The 19,159-nt window shown below is 67.0% G+C and carries 16 protein-coding genes; 13 read left to right on the top strand and 3 right to left on the bottom strand.

Features of this window, described 5'->3' with window-relative positions; all coding sequences use genetic code 11:
* Positions 1 to 67 precede the first annotated feature (67 nt).
* Genes K940_RS27850 through K940_RS0111000 form a run of 3 tightly spaced genes read right to left on the bottom strand, consistent with a single transcriptional unit; the run spans position 68 to position 3,166 of the window.
* Positions 68 to 985, bottom strand: coding sequence for a carotenoid biosynthesis protein (locus K940_RS27850; RefSeq protein WP_081706285.1), 918 nt, complete (start codon positions 983 to 985; stop codon positions 68 to 70).
* Positions 982 to 2,544 carry an NAD(P)/FAD-dependent oxidoreductase gene (locus K940_RS0111005; RefSeq protein ID WP_028477589.1) on the bottom strand — a complete coding sequence of 521 codons (1,563 nt, stop codon included), beginning with the start codon at positions 2,542 to 2,544 and terminating at the stop codon, positions 982 to 984. The genes K940_RS27850 and K940_RS0111005 overlap by 4 nt, the downstream gene beginning before the upstream one ends.
* Before the next feature lie 7 nt (positions 2,545 to 2,551).
* Entirely contained in the window at positions 2,552 to 3,166 is a 615-nt protein-coding gene (locus K940_RS0111000; RefSeq protein WP_028477588.1) for an N-acetyltransferase, read from the bottom strand.
* Positions 3,167 to 3,338: 172 nt separating this feature from the next.
* On the opposite strand from K940_RS0111000, the gene K940_RS0110995 reads away from it, so the two are divergent.
* The 13 genes from K940_RS0110995 (at position 3,339) to murC (ending at position 19,154) form a co-directional block, all read left to right on the top strand.
* Positions 3,339 to 3,779, top strand: coding sequence for an SAV_6107 family HEPN domain-containing protein (locus K940_RS0110995; protein ID WP_028477587.1), 441 nt, complete (start codon positions 3,339 to 3,341; stop codon positions 3,777 to 3,779).
* A 125-nt stretch (positions 3,780 to 3,904) separates the two neighbouring features.
* Positions 3,905 to 4,318, top strand: a complete 414-nt coding sequence (locus K940_RS0110990) for a DUF3040 domain-containing protein (RefSeq protein WP_028477586.1) — start codon at positions 3,905 to 3,907, stop codon at positions 4,316 to 4,318.
* A 421-nt stretch (positions 4,319 to 4,739) separates the two neighbouring features.
* Positions 4,740 to 5,171, top strand: coding sequence for a division/cell wall cluster transcriptional repressor MraZ (gene mraZ, locus K940_RS0110985; RefSeq protein ID WP_028477585.1), 432 nt, complete (start codon positions 4,740 to 4,742; stop codon positions 5,169 to 5,171).
* Between the two features lie 216 nt (positions 5,172 to 5,387).
* Positions 5,388 to 6,362, top strand: coding sequence for a 16S rRNA (cytosine(1402)-N(4))-methyltransferase RsmH (rsmH, locus tag K940_RS0110980; protein ID WP_028477584.1), 975 nt, complete (start codon positions 5,388 to 5,390; stop codon positions 6,360 to 6,362).
* Positions 6,363 to 6,461: 99 nt separating this feature from the next.
* The gene (locus K940_RS32945) at positions 6,462 to 7,199 is read left to right on the top strand and encodes a hypothetical protein (RefSeq protein WP_051407080.1); all 738 of its coding nucleotides are present in this window, start codon (positions 6,462 to 6,464) and stop codon (positions 7,197 to 7,199) included.
* The gene (locus K940_RS0110970; RefSeq protein WP_081706284.1) at positions 7,196 to 9,094 is read left to right on the top strand and encodes a penicillin-binding protein 2; all 1,899 of its coding nucleotides are present in this window, start codon (positions 7,196 to 7,198) and stop codon (positions 9,092 to 9,094) included. Before K940_RS32945 ends, K940_RS0110970 begins: the two co-directional genes overlap by 4 nt.
* Positions 9,095 to 9,398: 304 nt before the next feature.
* Positions 9,399 to 10,982, top strand: a complete 1,584-nt coding sequence (locus K940_RS0110965) for a UDP-N-acetylmuramoyl-L-alanyl-D-glutamate--2,6-diaminopimelate ligase (RefSeq protein WP_231390325.1) — start codon at positions 9,399 to 9,401, stop codon at positions 10,980 to 10,982.
* Positions 10,979 to 12,517, top strand: coding sequence for a UDP-N-acetylmuramoyl-tripeptide--D-alanyl-D-alanine ligase (gene murF / locus K940_RS27840; protein ID WP_051407079.1), 1,539 nt, complete (start codon positions 10,979 to 10,981; stop codon positions 12,515 to 12,517). The genes K940_RS0110965 and murF overlap by 4 nt, the downstream gene beginning before the upstream one ends.
* A complete protein-coding gene (gene mraY, locus K940_RS0110955) occupies positions 12,514 to 13,590 on the top strand; it encodes a phospho-N-acetylmuramoyl-pentapeptide-transferase (protein WP_028477581.1) in 1,077 nt (358 codons plus the stop codon). Before murF ends, mraY begins: the two co-directional genes overlap by 4 nt.
* A gap of 47 nt (positions 13,591 to 13,637) precedes the next feature.
* The gene (murD, locus tag K940_RS0110950) at positions 13,638 to 15,089 is read left to right on the top strand and encodes a UDP-N-acetylmuramoyl-L-alanine--D-glutamate ligase (protein ID WP_028477580.1); all 1,452 of its coding nucleotides are present in this window, start codon (positions 13,638 to 13,640) and stop codon (positions 15,087 to 15,089) included.
* Positions 15,086 to 16,528 carry a putative lipid II flippase FtsW gene (gene ftsW / locus K940_RS0110945; protein WP_028477579.1) on the top strand — a complete coding sequence of 481 codons (1,443 nt, stop codon included), beginning with the start codon at positions 15,086 to 15,088 and terminating at the stop codon, positions 16,526 to 16,528. Before murD ends, ftsW begins: the two co-directional genes overlap by 4 nt.
* Positions 16,474 to 17,637, top strand: coding sequence for an undecaprenyldiphospho-muramoylpentapeptide beta-N-acetylglucosaminyltransferase (murG, locus tag K940_RS0110940; RefSeq protein ID WP_051407078.1), 1,164 nt, complete (start codon positions 16,474 to 16,476; stop codon positions 17,635 to 17,637). Before ftsW ends, murG begins: the two co-directional genes overlap by 55 nt.
* Positions 17,634 to 19,154 carry a UDP-N-acetylmuramate--L-alanine ligase gene (gene murC, locus K940_RS0110935; RefSeq protein ID WP_051407077.1) on the top strand — a complete coding sequence of 507 codons (1,521 nt, stop codon included), beginning with the start codon at positions 17,634 to 17,636 and terminating at the stop codon, positions 19,152 to 19,154. The genes murG and murC overlap by 4 nt, the downstream gene beginning before the upstream one ends.
* Positions 19,155 to 19,159 lie beyond the last annotated feature (5 nt).

Raw genomic sequence — 19,159 nt, 5'->3', positions numbered from 1 at the left:
GGGACTCGGCTGCACGGATGACATCGTGCCAGGCCACACCTCCGACATGAAACGTGCCGGTGGCGCACTATCGGGTCGGAGCGGGCGAATCCGGGTCTCGCGCGGGCGCGGGCGGTGGGGACCGGAATCTGCGGGCAGCAACCAGCAGAAGTGGAACACCGAGTACGCCCATGCCAGCGAGCCCGTAGCCGGCGGAAGCAGGCAGGCCGAGGAATGCGGCGTGGGCCAATGCCGATCCCAGCCAGGTCCACAGGAACAACGTGACCGGGGCCGCGAGCGTGGTGCTGCCCGGCTCCGGTCCCGGGTCGGGCGCGGCGCGTTCCCAGACAGCGAGCAATCCGGCGATCACGAGCGCGACGCCGAACCAACCCAGGTAGTTGGTATAGGGGATCGAGTCCACCCCGGGTAGTCCGGAACCCACGGTGCACCAGGTCCACTGCCCGTCGGCAACCATCTGCGGATCCAGGAACAGATCCCAGCCGACCGCGCCGGTCGCGGTGAGGGCGATCCGCACCATGGATCGCCGCGACAGTATCCCCGCCACCACGTACACCGGATACACCCCGCCGGTCCACGCCAACGCGATGACCAAGGGCACGTCGAGCAGTGCCGGGCCGAGACGATCCGCTGCATAGGCGTAGCAGCCGAAAGGGATACCCGTTGTCGTTCCGATCACCTCGGCCAGGAGGCCGACCCCGGAGACGAGCACTGCAAAACCGACAGCATAGCGAACGCCCCTGGTCGCGGTGGCATGCGCCAGTGCCGCGCAGACGGTCGAAAGCACGATCGTGACCGTGATTCGGTCGCGCGTGGCGCCGGTGGTCAGTGGATAGCCGATCTGGGCGACGATGGTCAGCGCGACGAAGGCCAGCGGTAGCAGAACGTGGGGTGACCGAAGCCGTGGCGCGGGACGGATGCCGTGCGCGGGAAGGGGCTGTGGGGTCCGGGTCTCATCGGCTGGCGTCGGGTCGCGGGGATCGGTCATCGACCACGCCGACGGGAGAATCGGTGGCGGCGAAGGTCGCGCAGTACCAGGGCGGCGGCATTGCGTCCGCTGGTTCCGCAGACCCCGCCGCCAGGATGGGTGGATGCGCCGGTCAGATACAGTCCCGGCGCGCCGGGCACGCGTTGCCCGGACAGTTCCGGGAGGGGGCGCCAGAGCATCATCTGGTCCAGCGACATCTCCACGTGCATGACATTGCCGCCGACCAGCCCGAGTTCACGTTCCAGGTCCAGCGGAGTCTGCACGTGCCGGCGTAGTACCGAAGCCGCGAATCCGGGCGCGTAGGAATCGACTTCGTCGATGATCCGGGTGCCCTCCTGCTGTGCATACTCGCCCCAATCGCCGCGAGCCAAGTGATACGGATGCCATTGCGCCCACAGCGACAGTTGGTGCTCGCCCGGCGGCGCGACCGTCGGGTCCAGTGCGCTGAAGCTCATCGCCAGCACCACTGGCCGCGGTGGCAGCTGCCCGGCCAGCGCCGCACCGTGGGCCTGCCGCAACCGAGCCCGATCCGACACCAGCAATTGCAGGCCGCGGGCGGAATGCTCGCTCGGGCTGTCCGGGTACTGCGGTAGCGCTCGAGTGGCGACGCGGACCACCATGCCGATTCCGGGTCCCAGGCGAATGCGCCGTCGCCAGTCGCGCAGCACGGCGTCGTCGAACCCGCCGGCGTGCAGGAGATCCAAAGTCGTCAGTATGTGAGTGCCAGCGACGACGACATCGGCGCGTAGGTCTCGTCCCGACGCGGTAACCACTCGCCAGTGGTCTGTATCGCGGCGCAGGCTCGACACTGCATCACCAGCAGTCACCACGGCGCCATCGGATCGAAGCCGGGCCACCAGAGCGGAGGTCAGCGCTCCACTGCCGCCCACGGCGCGGCCCGGCGGCAGCGTGTGCATGAGCGCGGCGAACCCCACCATCGGTGCAGTTCCCGGTTCCGACATCGGCGGACCGGACTGTGCTGCGAACCAGGCCAACGATGCTTTCAATCGTTCGTCTTCGAAGAAGCCGTCCAGCAATGCATCTCCGGACCGAAGAAATTCTTGCGACAGGGCACTACCGCCGGACGGCGCGTCGAGACCCCAGAACGACCGCACCAGGTTGCTCGGGGTGGGCCGGCCGCCGAAAGCCCGCATCACGCGGGCGCTGCGCGGTCCCCAGACGCCGACGAAGCGGCGGTAGGCCGCGGCGTCTGCCGAGCCGCAGGCGGCAGCAATGGATGTGACCGTCGCGTCCAGGTCACGGTGGAACACGATCGCCGGGCGGCCTGCGTGTGCGGGCGTGAACCCCCACGGATCGCAGTCGATGTACCGCAGCCCGAAACGGTCGAGTTCCAGGTCTTCGATGATGCCGGTATGCCGGATCATGATGTGCGCCGACGAGCCGCGATCGACCCGATGTCCGGGGAATCGCTCGACCGTCGACACGGCGCCGCCGAGCACACCGTCGCGCTCGAGTACCTCCACCTGATGCCCCGCGCGTGCCAGATAGCATGCGGCGATCAGGCCGTTGTGGCCGGAGCCCACCACGATTGTCCTCATGTGACCCTTATAGTGGCAGCCGCCGGCCGAGGATGGCGAACGGGCGGTTGTCGCCGGCGAATACGAAATTGCGGATCACATCGGAGAAGCCCCGGCGACGATACAGCCGCCAGGCGCGATTGTCCTCGCGGTCCACCTCTGGCGTCGACAACAGCACGGCTCGCTCGGTTCGGTCGCGCAGCAGCCGCTCCAGCAGGGTGGCGCCGATGCCGCGGCCCTGGGTGGTGGGGTGCACGTGGAGCTCGGTGAGCTCGAAATAGTCCGAGAGCAGTTCGCGGGCGGAGTGTTCCGGCCAGCCCGAGCGTCGCATGCCGCTGTCCACCTGCTGATGCCACCATTGGCGCGTGTCGCCGCGATAGCCGTAGGCGACGGCGGTGAGTGGCGCCTTTCGAACATCGATCCGGCCGGAACTGTCGGGCGTCATGGCCGCGACTGCGCGCCAGCCGGGGCGCGTGGTGTGCTCGGTCCACATCGGGGCGCGATGACGCTCGGTCCCGCGTGGATAGTCCATGGCCGCGACATAGACTGCCAGCGCGTCGTGTAGCCGGCAGCGTAGATCTGCGACCGAGAGGTCGACGACGACGGCGGGTGCGGGGGTGTGGTGGGGCTTGACGGCGGTCATGGCTCTCGTCGGTTGCGCGCGCACGCGGAAATTTGTCGGGGGGCGTCTCTATATTGAAGCTCAATTCAAACGTTCGAATACCTGTTCGGTGTGGGCGGTGCTGGAAAACGGTGTGGCACGCGGTCTCCAGCGTAGGTGTCCGGCCGGGGTGCGTGATGGCGGAGGGACGGTTATGTCTGGTCGAATGGAGCATTCGGGCCGGCCGGGCCGCGCTGGTCGGCTGCTGGAGCGAGCGGACGGCTTGCTGATGGAAGCGATGGGGGAGAGTGATCCGCGCGAGCGTTTCCGCACGGCATACCTGGCCGCGCTGCGTGGTGCGGGCGTCGTGCTCGCGCTCACCGGCGCCGACACCGCGCCTCGGGCGCGCTCGCGCAATGCATGGGTACTTCTACAGCGCGCCGCGCCCGAGTTCGTGATGTGGGCGGACTACTTCAGCGCCCACTCGGAGACCAGGGCTGCGCTGGAGGCGGGGCTCGACCGCAACATCCATGATCATGAAGCCGACGAGTTCTCTTCGCGGGTCGGGGCATTCCTTCATGACGTGGAAGATCTCCTCTCGGCGTCGGCCCGGTTGCGACCGGCGTCACCATGGAATGGCGGCATGACCGCTTAGTTATGGGTGAGTAGGTGGTCTGGGCCTGCTCGAACTCGTATCATTGGTGACAGATAGCCGCCAAGGTCGGCTATTTGTCGCCTACCCGGAGGCGGCAGCCACGTCCTAGTGCCGGGGGAGGTACCGTGCCACTCTCCGAGCACGAGCAGCGCATGCTCGAACAGATCGAGAGCGCTCTCTATGCTGAGGATCCCAAGTTCGCCTCGTCCGTCCGTGGCGGAAGGCTTCGTTCGACCTCGAGTCGTCGCAGATTCCAGGCTGCAGCGCTGTTCGTCCTGGGTCTTTCGCTGCTCGTCGCTGGCATCGCGGCGCCGGTGAAGCCTGGTGGTTTTCCGATCATCAGTCTGATCGGATTCATCGTCATGTTCGGCGCCGGCGTGTTGTTGCTACTCGGCGCCTCCAAGAACGTCAACGGAAACGATCGACCGGCTGGCGGCGCCTCCGAGGGCGGTTCCGGTGGTCGGGGCCGTCAGCGCAAGTCCGGTGGGTTCTCCGACCGCATGGAGGACCGCTTCCGGCGACGGTTCGAGCAGGAGTAGCGCGCTGGTGACCTGACGAACTTTCGAGGCCGACGACGTCGGCAGGGCGACGCCGCACCGTCAGGGTGCGGCGTCGTTTTCTGCGTTCCATGGAGCGGCGCTGTGGAGAAAGTGTCGGACCTGCCCTCGCGCCCCCACTCTGCCCCACAGTGTCCCCGTCGAGTGGTGTTCCCCGGCGTGCAGTGGGACCCGGCAAGGCGTTTGCTGGGTGTTTTCGGGTATTTGTCCGGTGGTGTAGTGCGTGTCGGCGGAACTCGCGAAAGATCTCTGCTGCGATGATAGCTGGGATGACCTGCGAAATCGTCTGCAGGGGGAGGCAGATCACCGCAGGTTTCGATTGAAAGTGGGGGGATGTGGGGTAATGTGGGGTGCGCAGTACCGAATGGCCGACCACGAGGTGATCGACTAGGGAGGTATCGAGGTGTTTCTCGGTACCTACACGCCTCGCTTGGACGACAAGGGGCGACTCACGTTGCCTGCGAAGTTTCGAGACGATCTGGCGGGAGGGTTGATGGTCACGAAGGGGCAGGACCACAGCCTCGCGGTGTATCCGAAGGAAGAGTTCACCGCGCTCGCTCGCCGCGCCGCGACCGCGTCTCGAAGTGATCCGCAGGCGCGCGCATTCGTCCGGGCACTCGCGGCCGGGACCGATGAGCAGCGTCCCGACGCACAGGGCCGGATCGTGGTGTCGCCCGACCATCGTCGCTACGCCAATCTCACCAGGGACTGTGCGGTGGTCGGGTCGGTCGACTTCTTGGAGATATGGGACAAGCAGGCGTGGGAGTCCTACCTCGCCGAGCACGAGGAGGACTTCTCACAAGCCCGAGCGGAATCACTCGGCGGCATCGTCTAGCCGCGGGCGAACGAGTGCCGCGCGGTCTCTGCCCGGACCAGGACCCTGACGTACTTCCCCGACGCCAGGTGCCGACGTTCGGTCAGAGACCACGGGGCATTCGTAGCTACATCGAACGTATCTATATCGAAGACCGTATCTATATCGAAGACACTGTGTGTCAAAGCGACCCGTGTGCGGTGCGCGACGACGAGAGGCAGATTCCGGGAGGTCGAGGTGAACCGTGAACAGCGCGGTCCCCGTCATGTTCCGGTTCTGCTGGAGCGAGCCGACGCTGTGCTCGGGCCCGCATTGTCCGATCCGGGTGCGGTCTATGTCGATGCGACACTCGGCCTCGGTGGACATGCCGAGCATTTCCTGCGCACCTATCCGAACGTCCGGGTGGTCGGACTCGACCGGGACGCCCATGCCTTGCGCCTGGCCAGCGAGCGGCTGGAGCCGTTCGGCGATCGAGTCACCGTGGTCCACACTCGGTACGACGGCATCGCCGATGCGCTGAGCCGGGCCGAGCTGTCGCCGGTCGGCTCGGTTTCGGCTGTCCTGATGGACCTGGGTCTGTCATCGATGCAGGTGGACGAGGTCGACCGTGGGTTCGCCTACTCGGTCGACGCGCCACTGGACATGCGGATGGACCCGACCCGTGGACCCACCGCCGCCGATGTGCTCAACACCTATGGTCACGGCGACCTCGCTCGTGTGCTGAAAACCTACGGGGAGGAACGCTTTGCGAGCCGTATCGCTGCGGAGGTGGTTCGTCGCCGTCGGATCAGACCATTCACCACCAGTGCTGAGCTGGTGGAGCTGCTGTATGCCGTCATACCCGCTGCGAGTCGACGCACCGGCGGGCATCCGGCCAAGCGCACTTTCCAGGCACTACGGGTGGAGGTGAACCAGGAACTCGAGTCACTGCGCGTCGCACTACCAGCTGCGCTGGCCGCACTCCGTGTCGGCGGTCGCATCGTGGTGATGTCCTACCAGTCGTTGGAGGACAAGCTGGTCAAGCGGGAGCTCGTCGCGCACACGACCTCACGGACACCGGTAGGACTGCCGGTCGAGCTGCCCGGCATGGGACCGGAATTTCGCATGCTGACCCGCGGCGCGGAGAAAGCGACCGAGCGCGAGATCGCGGAGAACACGCGGGCTGCGCCGGTACGCATGCGCGCTGCCGAGCGGGTCCAGGCGCCACGGTGAGGCGCCGTGCCGGGGCGGGCCGCGCGGACTCGACGCGTGTGCTGCGTCACGCCGAGGTCACGCCGAGGTCACGTGTGAGGACATGAGGAGGGGAACTGAATGAGTGTGCGGACGCGGACCGCTGAAACGCCGGGTCGGGTCGCCCGTCGGGTCCATGATGCCGAGCGGGTGAAATCCGGTGCTGCGCAGCGTGCCTACGAGCGACGACGGGTACGCGCTCGGAGTCGGTCGGAGCCTGCGACCGCGGGCGCGGCTCGGCGTTCGGCGACGGCCGCGCGCATTCCGTTCGTCACGGCGGTCATCGCGCTGTTGGGGTGTGGTCTGGCGGCGACGCTGTTGCTGACCACGCGAGCGGCCGAGGACAGCTACCAACTCGGTGACGCGCGAGCGAACAACCGGCGGCTGGCCGATGAACGGGCTGCACTGCAACGTGAGGTGGAAGCTGCTGATTCGGCACCGGAACTGGCTGCGCGGGCCCGGGAACTCGGCATGATTCCGGCCGAGGACCCCGCTCGCCTCGTGATCGAACCCGACGGCTCGGTCACCGTGATCGGTACGCCCACTCCCGCGCAAGGCGCTCCGGCGCCGCTGCTGAACGCCCCGTCGGAGCGTTCGGGCGCCTCGACGGCCCAGGGAGAGCGGCCGGTGCCGGTCACGATGCCGCCGAGCGACGCAGCGCCGGGCCAGCCGGAGGACACGGCACACAACGACGATCGCGCACATTCGGCGCCAGCGGCGGCAGGTCCTGTGCCCACAGAGCCGGCTCCGGTGCCCACTGCACCGGCCCCAGCACCGGGGTCGGGGTCGGGGTCGGGGTCGGACGGAGCATCGCAATGACCCCCGCGCGGTCGGCGCCGCGTCGGCGCCGCCAGCCGTCTGGGTCGCGGGCGGTGCACCCGCCGCGCCGGTCCAGCGCAACGGTCGCGGCCCGCCCGTATCGGCTGCGTCTCGGCGTCGGCCGCGTGGTCATGTTGATCGCGCTCGCCGTGGTTGCGCTGCAGCTGTTGTGGGTGCAGAGTGTCGCTGCTCCTCGACTGTCGGCACAGGCAGCGAGCCAGCGAACCACACACCACCTGGACCCGGCCACCCGCGGGTCGATCACCGATCGCCACGGTAAACCGCTGGCGTTCACCGTCTCCGCGAAAGCCTTGACCTTCCAACCGGTTCGAGTGCGGCGGCAGCTGGTCGAAGCCAAGGCTGCCGACGATGCCGCACCCGATCCGGACGCCCGCCTGCGCGCCATCGCCCGTACCATCCACGAGAAGGTGGGCAGTGACGCTCCCTCGGAGGCGGATCTCTTGGCGAAGCTGCGCAGCGACGAGCCGTTCGTGTATCTGGCTCGCAATGTCGATTCGCGGGTCGCGAGTGAGATCACCGACAAATTCGCCCATGTCGGCTCCGAGCAGCAGAGTATCCGGGTGTACCCGGGCGGTTCGCTGGCGGCGAATGTGATCGGCGCTACCGGCTGGGACGGTCACGGACAAGTCGGGCTGGAAGCGGCGATGGATTCGGTGCTGGCCGGAACCGATGGGTCCTCCACCTACGATCGCGGCTCCGATGGCACCGTCATCCCGGGCAGCTGGCGAGACGAACACCCCGCAGTCGATGGGTCCGCGGTCGAGTTGACCATGGATTCGGATCTGCAGTACTACGTACAGCAACAGGTGCAGCAGGCCAGAGAGCTCTCCGGTGCGGGTGCGGCCTCCGCGGTCGTCCTGGACGCCAAGACCGGGCAGGTCCTGGCCATGAGCAACGACAACACCTTCAACCCGTCCCTCGGACCCGAGCGATGGGTCGACGCCGACCTGAGCAACCCGTCGGTGACCGACACCTTCGAACCCGGTTCCGTGCACAAGATCGTTACCGCGGCGGCAGCCCTCGAATACGGCGTGACCGATCCCGATGAGGTGCATCGGGTTCCCGGCGCGATTCGGATGGCCGGAGTCACGGTGAACGACGCATGGTCGCACGGTACCGAGCAATACACCACGACCGGTGTTTTCGGTCGATCCTCGAACGTCGGTACGCTCATGCTCGCCCAGCGGGTGGGTGAGGATCGCTTCGCGGAGATGACCCAGCGGTTCGGGATCGGCCAGCGTACCGGGATCGGATTGCCCGGGGAGAGTTCGGGACTCATGCCCGACCGAGCGCAGTGGTCGGGCGGTACCTTCGCGAACCTGCCCATCGGGCAGGGGCTTTCGTTGACCACGTTGCAAATGGCCGCTATGTACCAGGCCATCGCCAATGACGGTGTCCGCATCCCACCCCGGATCGTGCGGGCCGAAATCGCTCCCGACGGCACCCGCACCGAGCACCCGCAGCCCGATGGTGTACGTGTGGTGAGCCCACAGACCGCGGCGACGATTCGGACCATGTTCCAAGCGGTTGTCCAGCGTGACCCCCTCAATGCCAACCAGAACGGCACCGGGTGGCCCGCAGCGATTTCCGGCTATCAGGTAGCGGGCAAGACCGGAACCGCGCAGAAGGTGGACCCCAGCTGCCGATGCTATTCCACCTCGTCGTTCTGGATCACGTTTGCGGGCATGGTGCCCGCGGAAAACCCGCGGTATGTGATCGGCCTGATGCTCGACGCACCGGTTCGAAGTTCCGACGGCAGCGGGGGTGGTTCGGCCGCTCCGTTGTTCCACAACATCGCCTCCTGGGCGCTGCAACGCGACCGTGTTCCGCCGTCGGCGCAGCCTCCACAGCGATTCGTGCTGCAGGCGGGGTGATCCCACCCCAGCCTGCTTCGGATCGAGCGCGCCGATCGGGACGGAGAGTATCGGGTGGCCATGGCCGAACTCGCAGCTCGGCGCATTGATCGGGAGCGCTCGTGATTCGCGAGCCGGTAGGTCGGCTCCAGGTTTCGACCCGTGGCGTGCCGAGTGCCGCGTGGCGTGGTCGTGGCTGGAAGACGAGGCCGTAGGGTGCGGTGGGCGACCTCGGTGACTGTGCGGTGGGGCGCATGGTCCCACGGTGATGGGTCGCCGGTAACCTGACACGTCGATCGCCGCCCCCGAAAGGAGCCTGGTTTCTGTGCAGTCCGGTCAACCGCACGCCTTGCGGCCAGAGTATCCGCCGTCGACGTCGCTGTCGTCGCTGGCCGCCGTCGTGGGGGCTACGGTGAGCCAGGCGTGGGATGTGTCCGGTGTGTCGGTCACCGGGATAGAGCAGCGATCGCAGGCGATACTTCCCGGCGACCTTTTCGCGGCATTGCCGGGCGCACGTGCCCACGGTGCCCGTTTCGCGCGTGATGCGATCGCTCGGGGCGCGGTCGCGATTCTGACCGACGCTGCCGGCGCCGCGGCCGCTGGCGATCTCTCGGTGCCGGTGTTGACGCACGACCACCCGAGAGCGGTGCTCGGGGAACTGTCCGCGGCGGTCTACGGATACCCGTCCGACCGGTTGCGGATCATCGGGATCACCGGTACTTCGGGCAAGACGACGACTTCGTACTTGGTCGAGGCAGGTCTGGCGGCTGCCGGCCGCGCCACCGCCCTCATCGGCACCATCGAGACCAGAATGGGTGGCCGGCGGGTGCCCAGCGCGCTGACCACTCCCGAGGCGCCGCAATTGCACGCGATGTTCGCTCTCATGGTCGAGCAAGGCGTGGATGCGGTGGTGATGGAGGTGTCCAGTCACGCCTTGGCGTTGGGGCGTGTCGACGGGGTCCGATTCGCAGTCGGGGCGTTCACCAATCTGTCACAGGATCATCTGGACTTTCATGCCGACTTCGGTGACTACTTCGCTGCCAAACGCAAGTTGTTCGAACCGGATTCGCCGGTGGCGGCGCGCACCGCTGTGGTCTGTGTGGATGACGAGTGGGGCCAACGACTCGCTTCCGGGTTGGCCGGCCCGGTCACCGTCTCGACTGTTCGGGATGCCACGTGGACCGTCACGGGCACGGTGTCGACCCATAGCGGTGAACAAGATTTCATGGTCTCCGCGCCACAGGGTGAGGTTGCGGTGCGGTTGCGTCTGCCCGGTCACTATAATGTCGCGAATGGCTTGCTCGCGCTTGCCGTATGCGCTGCGGACGGGGTCGAGGCTTCGGTCGCCGCGCCCGCGTTGGCAACCGTGGATGTGCCGGGCCGGATGCAGCGGGTGGACCGTGGGCAGGACTTCCTGGCGATGGTCGACTACGCGCACAAGCCCGCGGCGTTGGAGTCCGTGATCGCCACACTGCGAGGTCATCTCGCGGCAGACACCAGGGGACGGCTTGCGGTGGTGGTCGGCGCCGGAGGAGACCGCGATGCGGCCAAGCGGGCGCTGATGGGCGCCGCAGGCGCCCGCGGCGCCGATTTGTTGATCATCACCGACGACAATCCTCGCACCGAGGATCCAGCGGCCATCCGGGCCGCTCTGCGGTCGGGTGCGCTGGCAGTGCCGGAGGCCGAACGCGGTGAGGTGCGGGTCATCGGCGACCGAGCCGAAGCGATCGCGGCCGCCGTGGCGTGGGCACGCCCCGGTGATGCGCTGCTGATCGCAGGAAAAGGACATGAGGCAGGGCAGGAGATCCACGGGGTGAAGCATCCGTTCGACGACCGCGAGGTACTGGCGGCCGCATTGGAGAGACTGAGTCCACACGGCAATCAGGCGGAGGACTTGACGGTTTCATGATCGAGATGACACTGCGGGAGGTCGCCGACATCGTCGGCGGCACGCTGCGCGATGTCGCAGACCCGGAGGTGCGAGTGACCGGAACGGTCGAATTCGATTCGCGCCGCATTGGTTTCGGTGATCTGTTCCTGGCGCTGCCGGGCCGCAACGCCGACGGCCACGACTATGCAGGCGCGGCGATCGAGGCGGGCGCGGTTGCGGTGCTGGCCGCGCGGCCTCTCGGTGTGCCGGCCATCGTGGTCCCACCCGACCACGGTGGAGTGCCGTCGAATTCAGTTGTCGTGAGTCACGATTCGGACGGCTCCGGCGCTGCCGTGCTCGCTGCGCTCGGAGCACTCGCCCGCGCCAGCACGGTGCGCTTGGCGCACAGTGGTGGCCTCACCGTTGTCGGCGTCACCGGCTCGTCCGGCAAGACGTCGACCAAGGACCTCTTGGCCGCTGCACTCACTCCGCTGGGTTCGGTGGTCGCTCCGCCGGGTTCGTTCAACAACGAGCTCGGCCATCCCTGGACCGCGCTGCGCGCCGACGCCGACACGCGGTTCCTCGTGCTCGAGCTCTCGGCGCGGGGTCCGGGGCATATTGCAGCGCTGACCGAGGTGGCGCCGCCGAGTATCGGTGTCGTGCTCAATGTCGGCACCGCGCATATCGGTGAGTTCGGCAGTCGAGACGTCATCGCACAGGCCAAGGGCGAGTTGGTGGATGCCTTGCCCTCCTCCGGGCTCGCGGTGCTCAATGCCGACGATCCCCGCGTCGCGGCCATGGCCGCGCGCACATCGGCCCGGGTGGTGACGGTCGGACAGGCACGGACTGCCGATGTCCGCGCCACCGATATTCGTCTGGACGACCAGGCCCGGGCCACGTTCACCGTGCATGCCGCCACGGCCAGCGCCGAGGTGCGATTGGCGGTCCATGGTGAGCACCAGGTGGGCAATGCGCTGGCGGCGATTGCGGTCGCGCTGGAATGCGGCGCAGACCTCGGCAGCGTGGCCACGGCCCTGTCCGGTGCACGCGCGGTGTCGGCTCGCCGTATGGACGTGCGAACCACCGCCGATGGGATCACCGTCGTCAACGATTCGTACAACGCCAACCCGGATTCGGTCCGCGCTGCGCTCAAAGCGCTGGTCAGCATGGCACGCGCAGGCCGGACGCCGCGCCGCAGTTGGGCAGTGCTCGGCGAGATGGCCGAACTCGGGGAGGCATCGGTTGCCGAGCACGATGCCATCGGGCGCCTCGCCGTGCGACTGGATGTCGGTCGGGTGGTCGCCGTGGGCACCGGACGACCGGCGCGGGCCTTGCACCAAGGAGCTGTGATGGAAGGGTCGTGGGGCGAGGAATCGGTTCGCGTTGCGGATATCGATGCGGCGCTCGCGCTGTTGGACACCGAGGTCGTGCCCGGTGACGTCGTGCTGGTCAAAGCATCGAAGTCGGTCGGCTTGTGGCAGGTTGCCGAACATCTGACCGATCCGGAGGTCGTCGCGGAGCGTCGCACGGCCCGAGCGAACACAGTAGGACACGACACGGAGGCGGCCGAATGAGACAGATTCTCTTCGCCGCGGCGATCGCCATGGCGGTGTCGATCCTGCTCACTCCCTTGTTGATCAGGCTGTTCGCCAAGCAGGGCTTCGGCCAGGAGATTCGGGTCGACGGGCCGGCCAGCCATCAAGCCAAACGCGGCACGCCGACCATGGGAGGCGTCGCGATCCTGGTCGGCATGTGGGCGGGCTACCTGGGATCCCATCTGATCGGCATCGGCTACGACGCCGACGGGCCGTCTGCGTCGGCGCTGCTGGTACTCGGCTTGGCCACCGCGCTGGGTGCGGTGGGCTTCATCGACGACTTCATCAAGATTCGCAAGCAACGCAATCTGGGGCTCACCGCGGCGGGCAAATACCTCGGGCAGGGCACTGCTGGAGTGACCTTCGGCATTCTCGCTCTGCAGTTTCCCGGTGCGAGTGGATTGACCCCCGCGAGTAGGCACCTGTCCTATGTGCGTGATATCAGCACACTGACCATGGGTGTCGTTTGGTTTCTGCTCCTCGCCTGTTTCTTGGTCATCGCATGGTCCAATGCGGTGAATCTCACCGACGGGCTGGACGGACTGGCCGCCGGATCGATGAGCCTGGTCTTGGGCGGGTACGTCGTCATCACGTTCTGGCAGTACTACCATGCCTGTGAGACCAAGCCCGAAACCGGTTGCTACAACGTGCGCGATCCGCTGGACCTTGCCTTGGTCTGCGCGGCGGGTACTGCGGCGTGCATAGGCTTCCTGTGGTGGAACGCCGCCCCCGCCAAGATCTTCATGGGCGATACCGGATCACTGGCCCTGGGCGGTCTGCTGGCCGGGCTGTCCATCACCACCCGGACCGAATTGCTGATGGTCGTGATCGGTGCGTTGTTCGTGGCCGAGGCGGCGTCGGTGATGTTGCAGGTGGCAGTCTTCCGCACGACACGAAACCGGTTGTTCAAAATGGCGCCGTTCCACCATCACTTCGAGCTCAGCAAGTGGGCCGAGACCACCGTGATCATCCGGTTCTGGCTGCTGGCCGCAATCGCCTCCGCGGTTGGGCTCGGTCTGTTCTACAGCGAATATCTCTCTGCGGTCGGGTGAACGAGATGGTTGAACATTCTTCGCGAGCGTTGCGTTCGCTAGGACCCATGCTGGAATTCCTCCGTGGGCGGGAGGTCTTGGTTGCTGGCTGGGGGGTGTCCGGTCGCTCGCTGATCGAGCCGCTGCACGAAATCGGCGCGCGACCAGTGGTCACCGACGGCTCTGCCGCAGCACTGTCCGAGGCCGCCGGGTTGGGCGTGGATGTGGCGGCCAGTACCGAGCTGGAAACCGCCGACTGGAGCCGATTTGCGTTGGTGATCACCAGTCCGGGCTGGCGGCCGGATTCGCCGGTGCTCGCCTCGGCGGTTGCCGAAGGCACCCCGGTGTGGGGTGATGTCGAATTCGCATGGTGGGTCGATCAGGCCAGGATCTACGGACCGGTCCGCAAGTGGCTGGTGGTGACCGGCACCAATGGCAAGACCACCACGACCCAGATGACTCATGCGATCTTGCGGGCCGCCGGTATCGCCAGCATCGCCTGCGGCAATATCGGCCTCCCGATACTGGACGCATTGCGGCGCAACCCAGGTCCTCAAGTCCTGGCAGTCGAGCTGTCGTCGTTCCAATTGCATTGGGCGCCCTCGGTACGCCCGGAGGCGGGCGTGGTACTCAATGTCGCCGAGGATCACTTGGACTGGCACGGCGGTTTGGACGCCTACGCTGCAGCCAAGGCGCGCGCGCTGAGCGGTCGGGTCGGTGTGGTCGGATTGGACGATCCCGTTGCGGCCGCGCTCGCCCGCAAATCCAAGGCTCGCCGTACCGTGGGCTTCCGGGTCGGTGTTCCCGCGGACGGTGAACTCGGCGTGGTCGACGGCAAGCTGCTCGACCGCGCGTTCACCAAGGCGGCGATCCTCGCCGAAGTCGGCGATATCAGTCCGCCCGGTCCGGCGGGCGTCGCCGATGCGCTCGCCGCGGCGGCGCTGGCGCGGGCGATCGAGGTGGTCCCGCAATTCGTCCGGGAGGGTTTGACCGAGCACAAGGTCGGTCCGCATCGTTCCGCTTTCGTGCGAGCAGTGGCCGGGGTCGACTTCGTCGACGATTCCAAGGCCACCAATCCGCACGCGGCCCGGTCGTCGATCCTGGCGCACCCACACGTGATCTGGGTGGCCGGTGGCCAGTTGAAGGGTGCACACGTCGAGGACTTGATCGAAGAAGTGGCCGATCGGCTGGTGGCGGCGGTATTGATCGGCGCCGATGCCCCGGTGATCGCGGCAGCCCTGGCGCGACACGCACCCGAAGTCTTGGTCGTCGAGCTGGTCACGGGGGACGATGCCGGCATGGGTGACAGCGCGGGCGCGGGAGAAAGGACGGCGGCGGCCGAGGCGGTGATGGCGCGTGCGGTACGCACCGCAGCCGGGATCGCTCGTGGTGGCGACACCGTGCTGCTGGCGCCGGCAGCGGCGTCGCTGGATATGTTCGCCGACTACACACACCGAGGACGCAGCTTCGCTGCGGCGGTGCGCACACTGGAAGACGGTGACATCGGACGGCGATTATGACGGGATCGACGCGGCGCACTCGCGAGTCGGCAACGAGATTCGGAGCTTGGCTGGCGCGCCCGCTCGCGTCGTTCCATTTGGTGGTCGCCATCGCCGCACTGTTGACCGTGCTCGGGTTGGTCATGGTGTTGTCGGCCTCGAGTGTCGAGGCCTACGCCGACGGTGGGTCGGCCTACTCGTTGTTCGTCCGGCAAGCAGTCTTCGCGGTGATCGGTGTCGTGCTGTTCTACCTGGCACTGCGCATCCCGATACGCGTATTGCGACATTGGTCGTTCCCCTTGTTCGCCCTCTCGGTGCTGGCATTGGTCTTGGTGCTCGTTCCCGGCATCGGCTCGCAGGTGCAAGGCGCCCGCCGGTGGTTGGTACTCGGGCCGGCCTCGGTGCAGCCGTCGGAGGTCGTGAAAGTGACGCTCGTGGTCTGGGGCGCGCACTTGTTGGCTTCCCGCCGCGCCCAGCGTGCGAGCCTCAAGGACCTGCTGGTCCCACTGGTACCCGCCAGCCTGCTGGTATGCCTGCTGGTGGTGTTGCAACCGAACTTGTCCACGACTGTCGCGCTGGGCATCGTGCTCGCGGCATTGCTGTGGTTCGGTGGTCTGCCGATGCGGCTGTTCGTGACGACCGTATTGTCCGGCGCGATCGCCGCCGGGGTGCTCGCACTGACGGCGGGCTATCGCTCCGATCGTATGCGCGCGTATTTCAATCCCGGCGACGATCCGCAGGGCATCAACTATCAGGCACGGCAAGCCATGTATTCCTTGGCCGACGGTGGTATCTGGGGTCGTGGACTCGGCCAGAGTCGCGCCAAATGGAACTATCTGCCCAACGCGCACAACGACTTCATCTTCGCGATCATCGGCGAAGAATTGGGCTTTCTCGGTTGTGCACTGGTTATCGGTCTGTTCGCACTGTTCGTCTACGTCGGTTTGCGGATCGCGTCGCGCTCGGTGGACCCGTTTCTACGCTTGCTCACCGCGACCGCAACCGTCTGGATCACGTCACAGGCACTGATCAACACCGGCTATGTGGTCGGATTGCTCCCGGTGACGGGTCTGCAGCTGCCGTTGGTCTCTGCCGGCGGGTCATCTCTGGCGATCACATTGTTCATGTTCGGTCTCATCGCGAATGCGGCACGACATGAGCCCGAGGCGGTGTCGGCGCTGCGGGCCGGCCACGATGGTCGTGTGAGTAGGCTGTTGCGGTTGCCCACGCCGGAACGGTACGTGCCGGCTCGCGCGCAGATGGCCCGACGTGGTCGGGCGCCCGGAAAGGCCGTCCGCGCGGCCTCGCCACCATCCGCGGGTGGCCGCGCGCGCGACGGTGTGGACCGGGCACCGCGCCGATCATCGGAGAGCCGTGGCACCAGGTCGGCGCGTGCCACCCGCGCGTGGGAGCCGAGCTATCCAGTGAATCACGCAAGAGAACGGGGAAGATCCAAGTGATCTCGGTTATCGTCGCGGGCGGCGGCACGGCGGGCCACATCGAACCGGCGCTGGCGGTGGCGGACTCGTTGCGGCGGTTGGACGAGTCGATCCGGGTCACCGCGTTGGGCACCGAACGCGGACTCGAGACTCGGCTGGTTCCCGATAGAGGATATCCGCTCGAATTGATTCCTCCGGTTCCGTTGCCGCGAAAGCCGACGATCGACCTGCTGCGACTGCCCGGACGTGTGTGGTCGTCGGTCGCGGCGACCAGAGCGGTGATCGAGTCGGTCGAGGCCGATGTGATCATCGGATTCGGCGGATATGTGGCGCTACCGGCCTACCTCGCGGCGGGTGCCAGTCCGTTGCGGCGTCGGCGCCCTGTCCCGGTTCTCGTGCACGAGGCGAACGCGAAGGCCGGCATCGCCAATAGAATCGGGGCTCGTCGTGCGGCGCATGTGCTCGCCGCCGTTCCGGACTCGGGTTTGCCGAACGCTCGCGTGGTGGGAATCCCGGTGCGCGAATCGATCACTGCATTGGACCGTGCCGCGCTGCGGAGCAGTGCCCGCGCCCACTTCGGCCTGCCCGCCGAGGGCCCGGTACTACTGGTGTTCGGCGGTTCTCAGGGAGCCCGTACCGTGAACGAGGCCGTGGCCGCTGCCGCGGCGGAACTCACCGGCGCGGGAGTATCGGTGCTGCACGCGCACGGCCCCAAGAACACGCTCGAACTGGCTGGTTGGGTCAGCTCCGGGCGACAGGGCGCTCGATATGCGGCTGTACCGTATCTGTCGCGGATGGACCTTGCCTATGCTGCCGCCGACGCAGTGGTCTGTCGGTCGGGCGCGATGACCGTCGCCGAGGTCTCCGCAGTCGGATTGCCCGCGTTCTACGTCCCGCTACCACACGGCAACGGGGAGCAGGAACTCAATGCCCGTCCGGTGGTGCGTCAGGGTGGTGGGAGAATCGTCCACGATTCCGAGCTGACGTCGAAGTATGTGATCGATGAGGTGATTCCACTGCTCAGGGACCCCGCACAGCTTATCGAGATGGGCCGGGCCGCTGCAGGCGCCGGGCACCGCGACGCCGCCGATGAGGTGGCGCGGATTGCCCAGGAGGTGGCGCTGCGATGAGCGATATCGTCGCACGCGAGGCCGCACCACACCCCGCCGACCGCATCGGGCTGCCGGAAGAATTGACGCGCGTGCACATGGTCGGTATCGGGGGGGCCGGAATGTCGGGAATCGCCCGGATTCTGCTCGCGCGCGGTGGCGCGGTGTCGGGGTCGGATGCCAAGGAGAGCCGCGGTGTGCTCGCATTGCGAGCGCGGGGCGCGCAGGTGCGGATCGGTCACGATGCGACCGCACTCGACCTGCTTCCCGGTGGCCCGACCGCGGTCGTCACGACATACGCGGCCATTCCGAAGACCAATCCGGAGTTGGTCGAAGCCGCCGACCGCGACATTCCCGTGCTGCTGCGTCCAACCGTCCTCGCCGCGCTGATGCGGGGACATCGCTCACTGCTCGTGTCCGGTACTCATGGCAAGACGTCGACCACCTCGATGCTCATCGTCTCGTTGCAGCATTGCGGGCTCGACCCCTCGTTCGCAGTGGGCGGCGAACTGAACGAGGCCGGCACCAACGCCCACCACGGAAGTGGAGACATCTTCGTCGCCGAGGCCGACGAGAGCGACGGCTCGTTACTGCAGTACGACTCGGATGTCACCGTGGTCACCAATATCGAGTCCGATCATCTGGACTTCTTCGGTTCGGACGAGGCCTACGTGCAGGTGTTCGACGACTTCGTCGACCGTCTCGCACCCGGTGGTCTGTTGGTGGTGTGTCTGGACGATCCCGGATCCCGCGCGTTGGCGCAGCGGGTCGCCGACCGATTGGCGCGCAAGGACGTCCAGATTCTCGGCTACGGCTCCGGAGATCTCGCCGACGCGCCGGTCACCGTAGGCGCCCGGTTGCACAGTTGGGAGCCGCGTGATGTCGGCGGGATCGTGCAGTTCCAACTCGCCGACGAACCCGCCGAGCGCACGCTGCGGCTGTCGGTACCCGGCAGGCATATGGCGCTCAATGCGCTGGGCGCTCTGCTCGCTGCTCGTGCCGCCGGCGCCGACGTGGGCGAAATCGTGCAAGGATTGGAGGGATTCGGTGGTGTGCACCGTCGGTTCCAGTTCGCTGGACGCGAAAACGGTGTGCGAGTCTTCGATGATTACGCCCACCATCCGACCGAGGTTCGCGCGGTGCTCGGCGCCGCTGCCGAACTGGTGCGACAAGAGGCGCGTGATGGTGCTCGGTCGCGCCAGGGACGAGTGATCGTGGTCTTTCAGCCGCATCTCTACAGTCGCACCGCAACCATGGCGCAGGAATTCGGCGACGCGTTGAGTCTGGCCGACGAGGTTGTCGTCCTCGACGTCTACGGTGCACGGGAAAAGCCGCTGCCCGGTGTGAACGGCGCGCTGGTGGCCCAGTCGGTCACGGTTCCGGTGCACTATCAGCCGGACATGTCTCGAGTGGGTCGTCAGGTCGCGGGGCTGGCGCTGCCGGGCGATGTGGTGATCACCATGGGTGCCGGCGACGTGACCATGCTCTGCCCTCAGATTCTGGACGGACTTCGCGCGCGGCCCCAGCACGGACGGTGATCCGC

This window comes from Nocardia sp. CNY236 (assembly GCF_000482385.1).
In the GTDB taxonomy this organism is placed as follows: domain Bacteria; phylum Actinomycetota; class Actinomycetes; order Mycobacteriales; family Mycobacteriaceae; genus Nocardia.
Note: the sequence above shows the minus strand (reverse complement) of the source record. Positions and strands in the feature narration are given on the sequence as shown.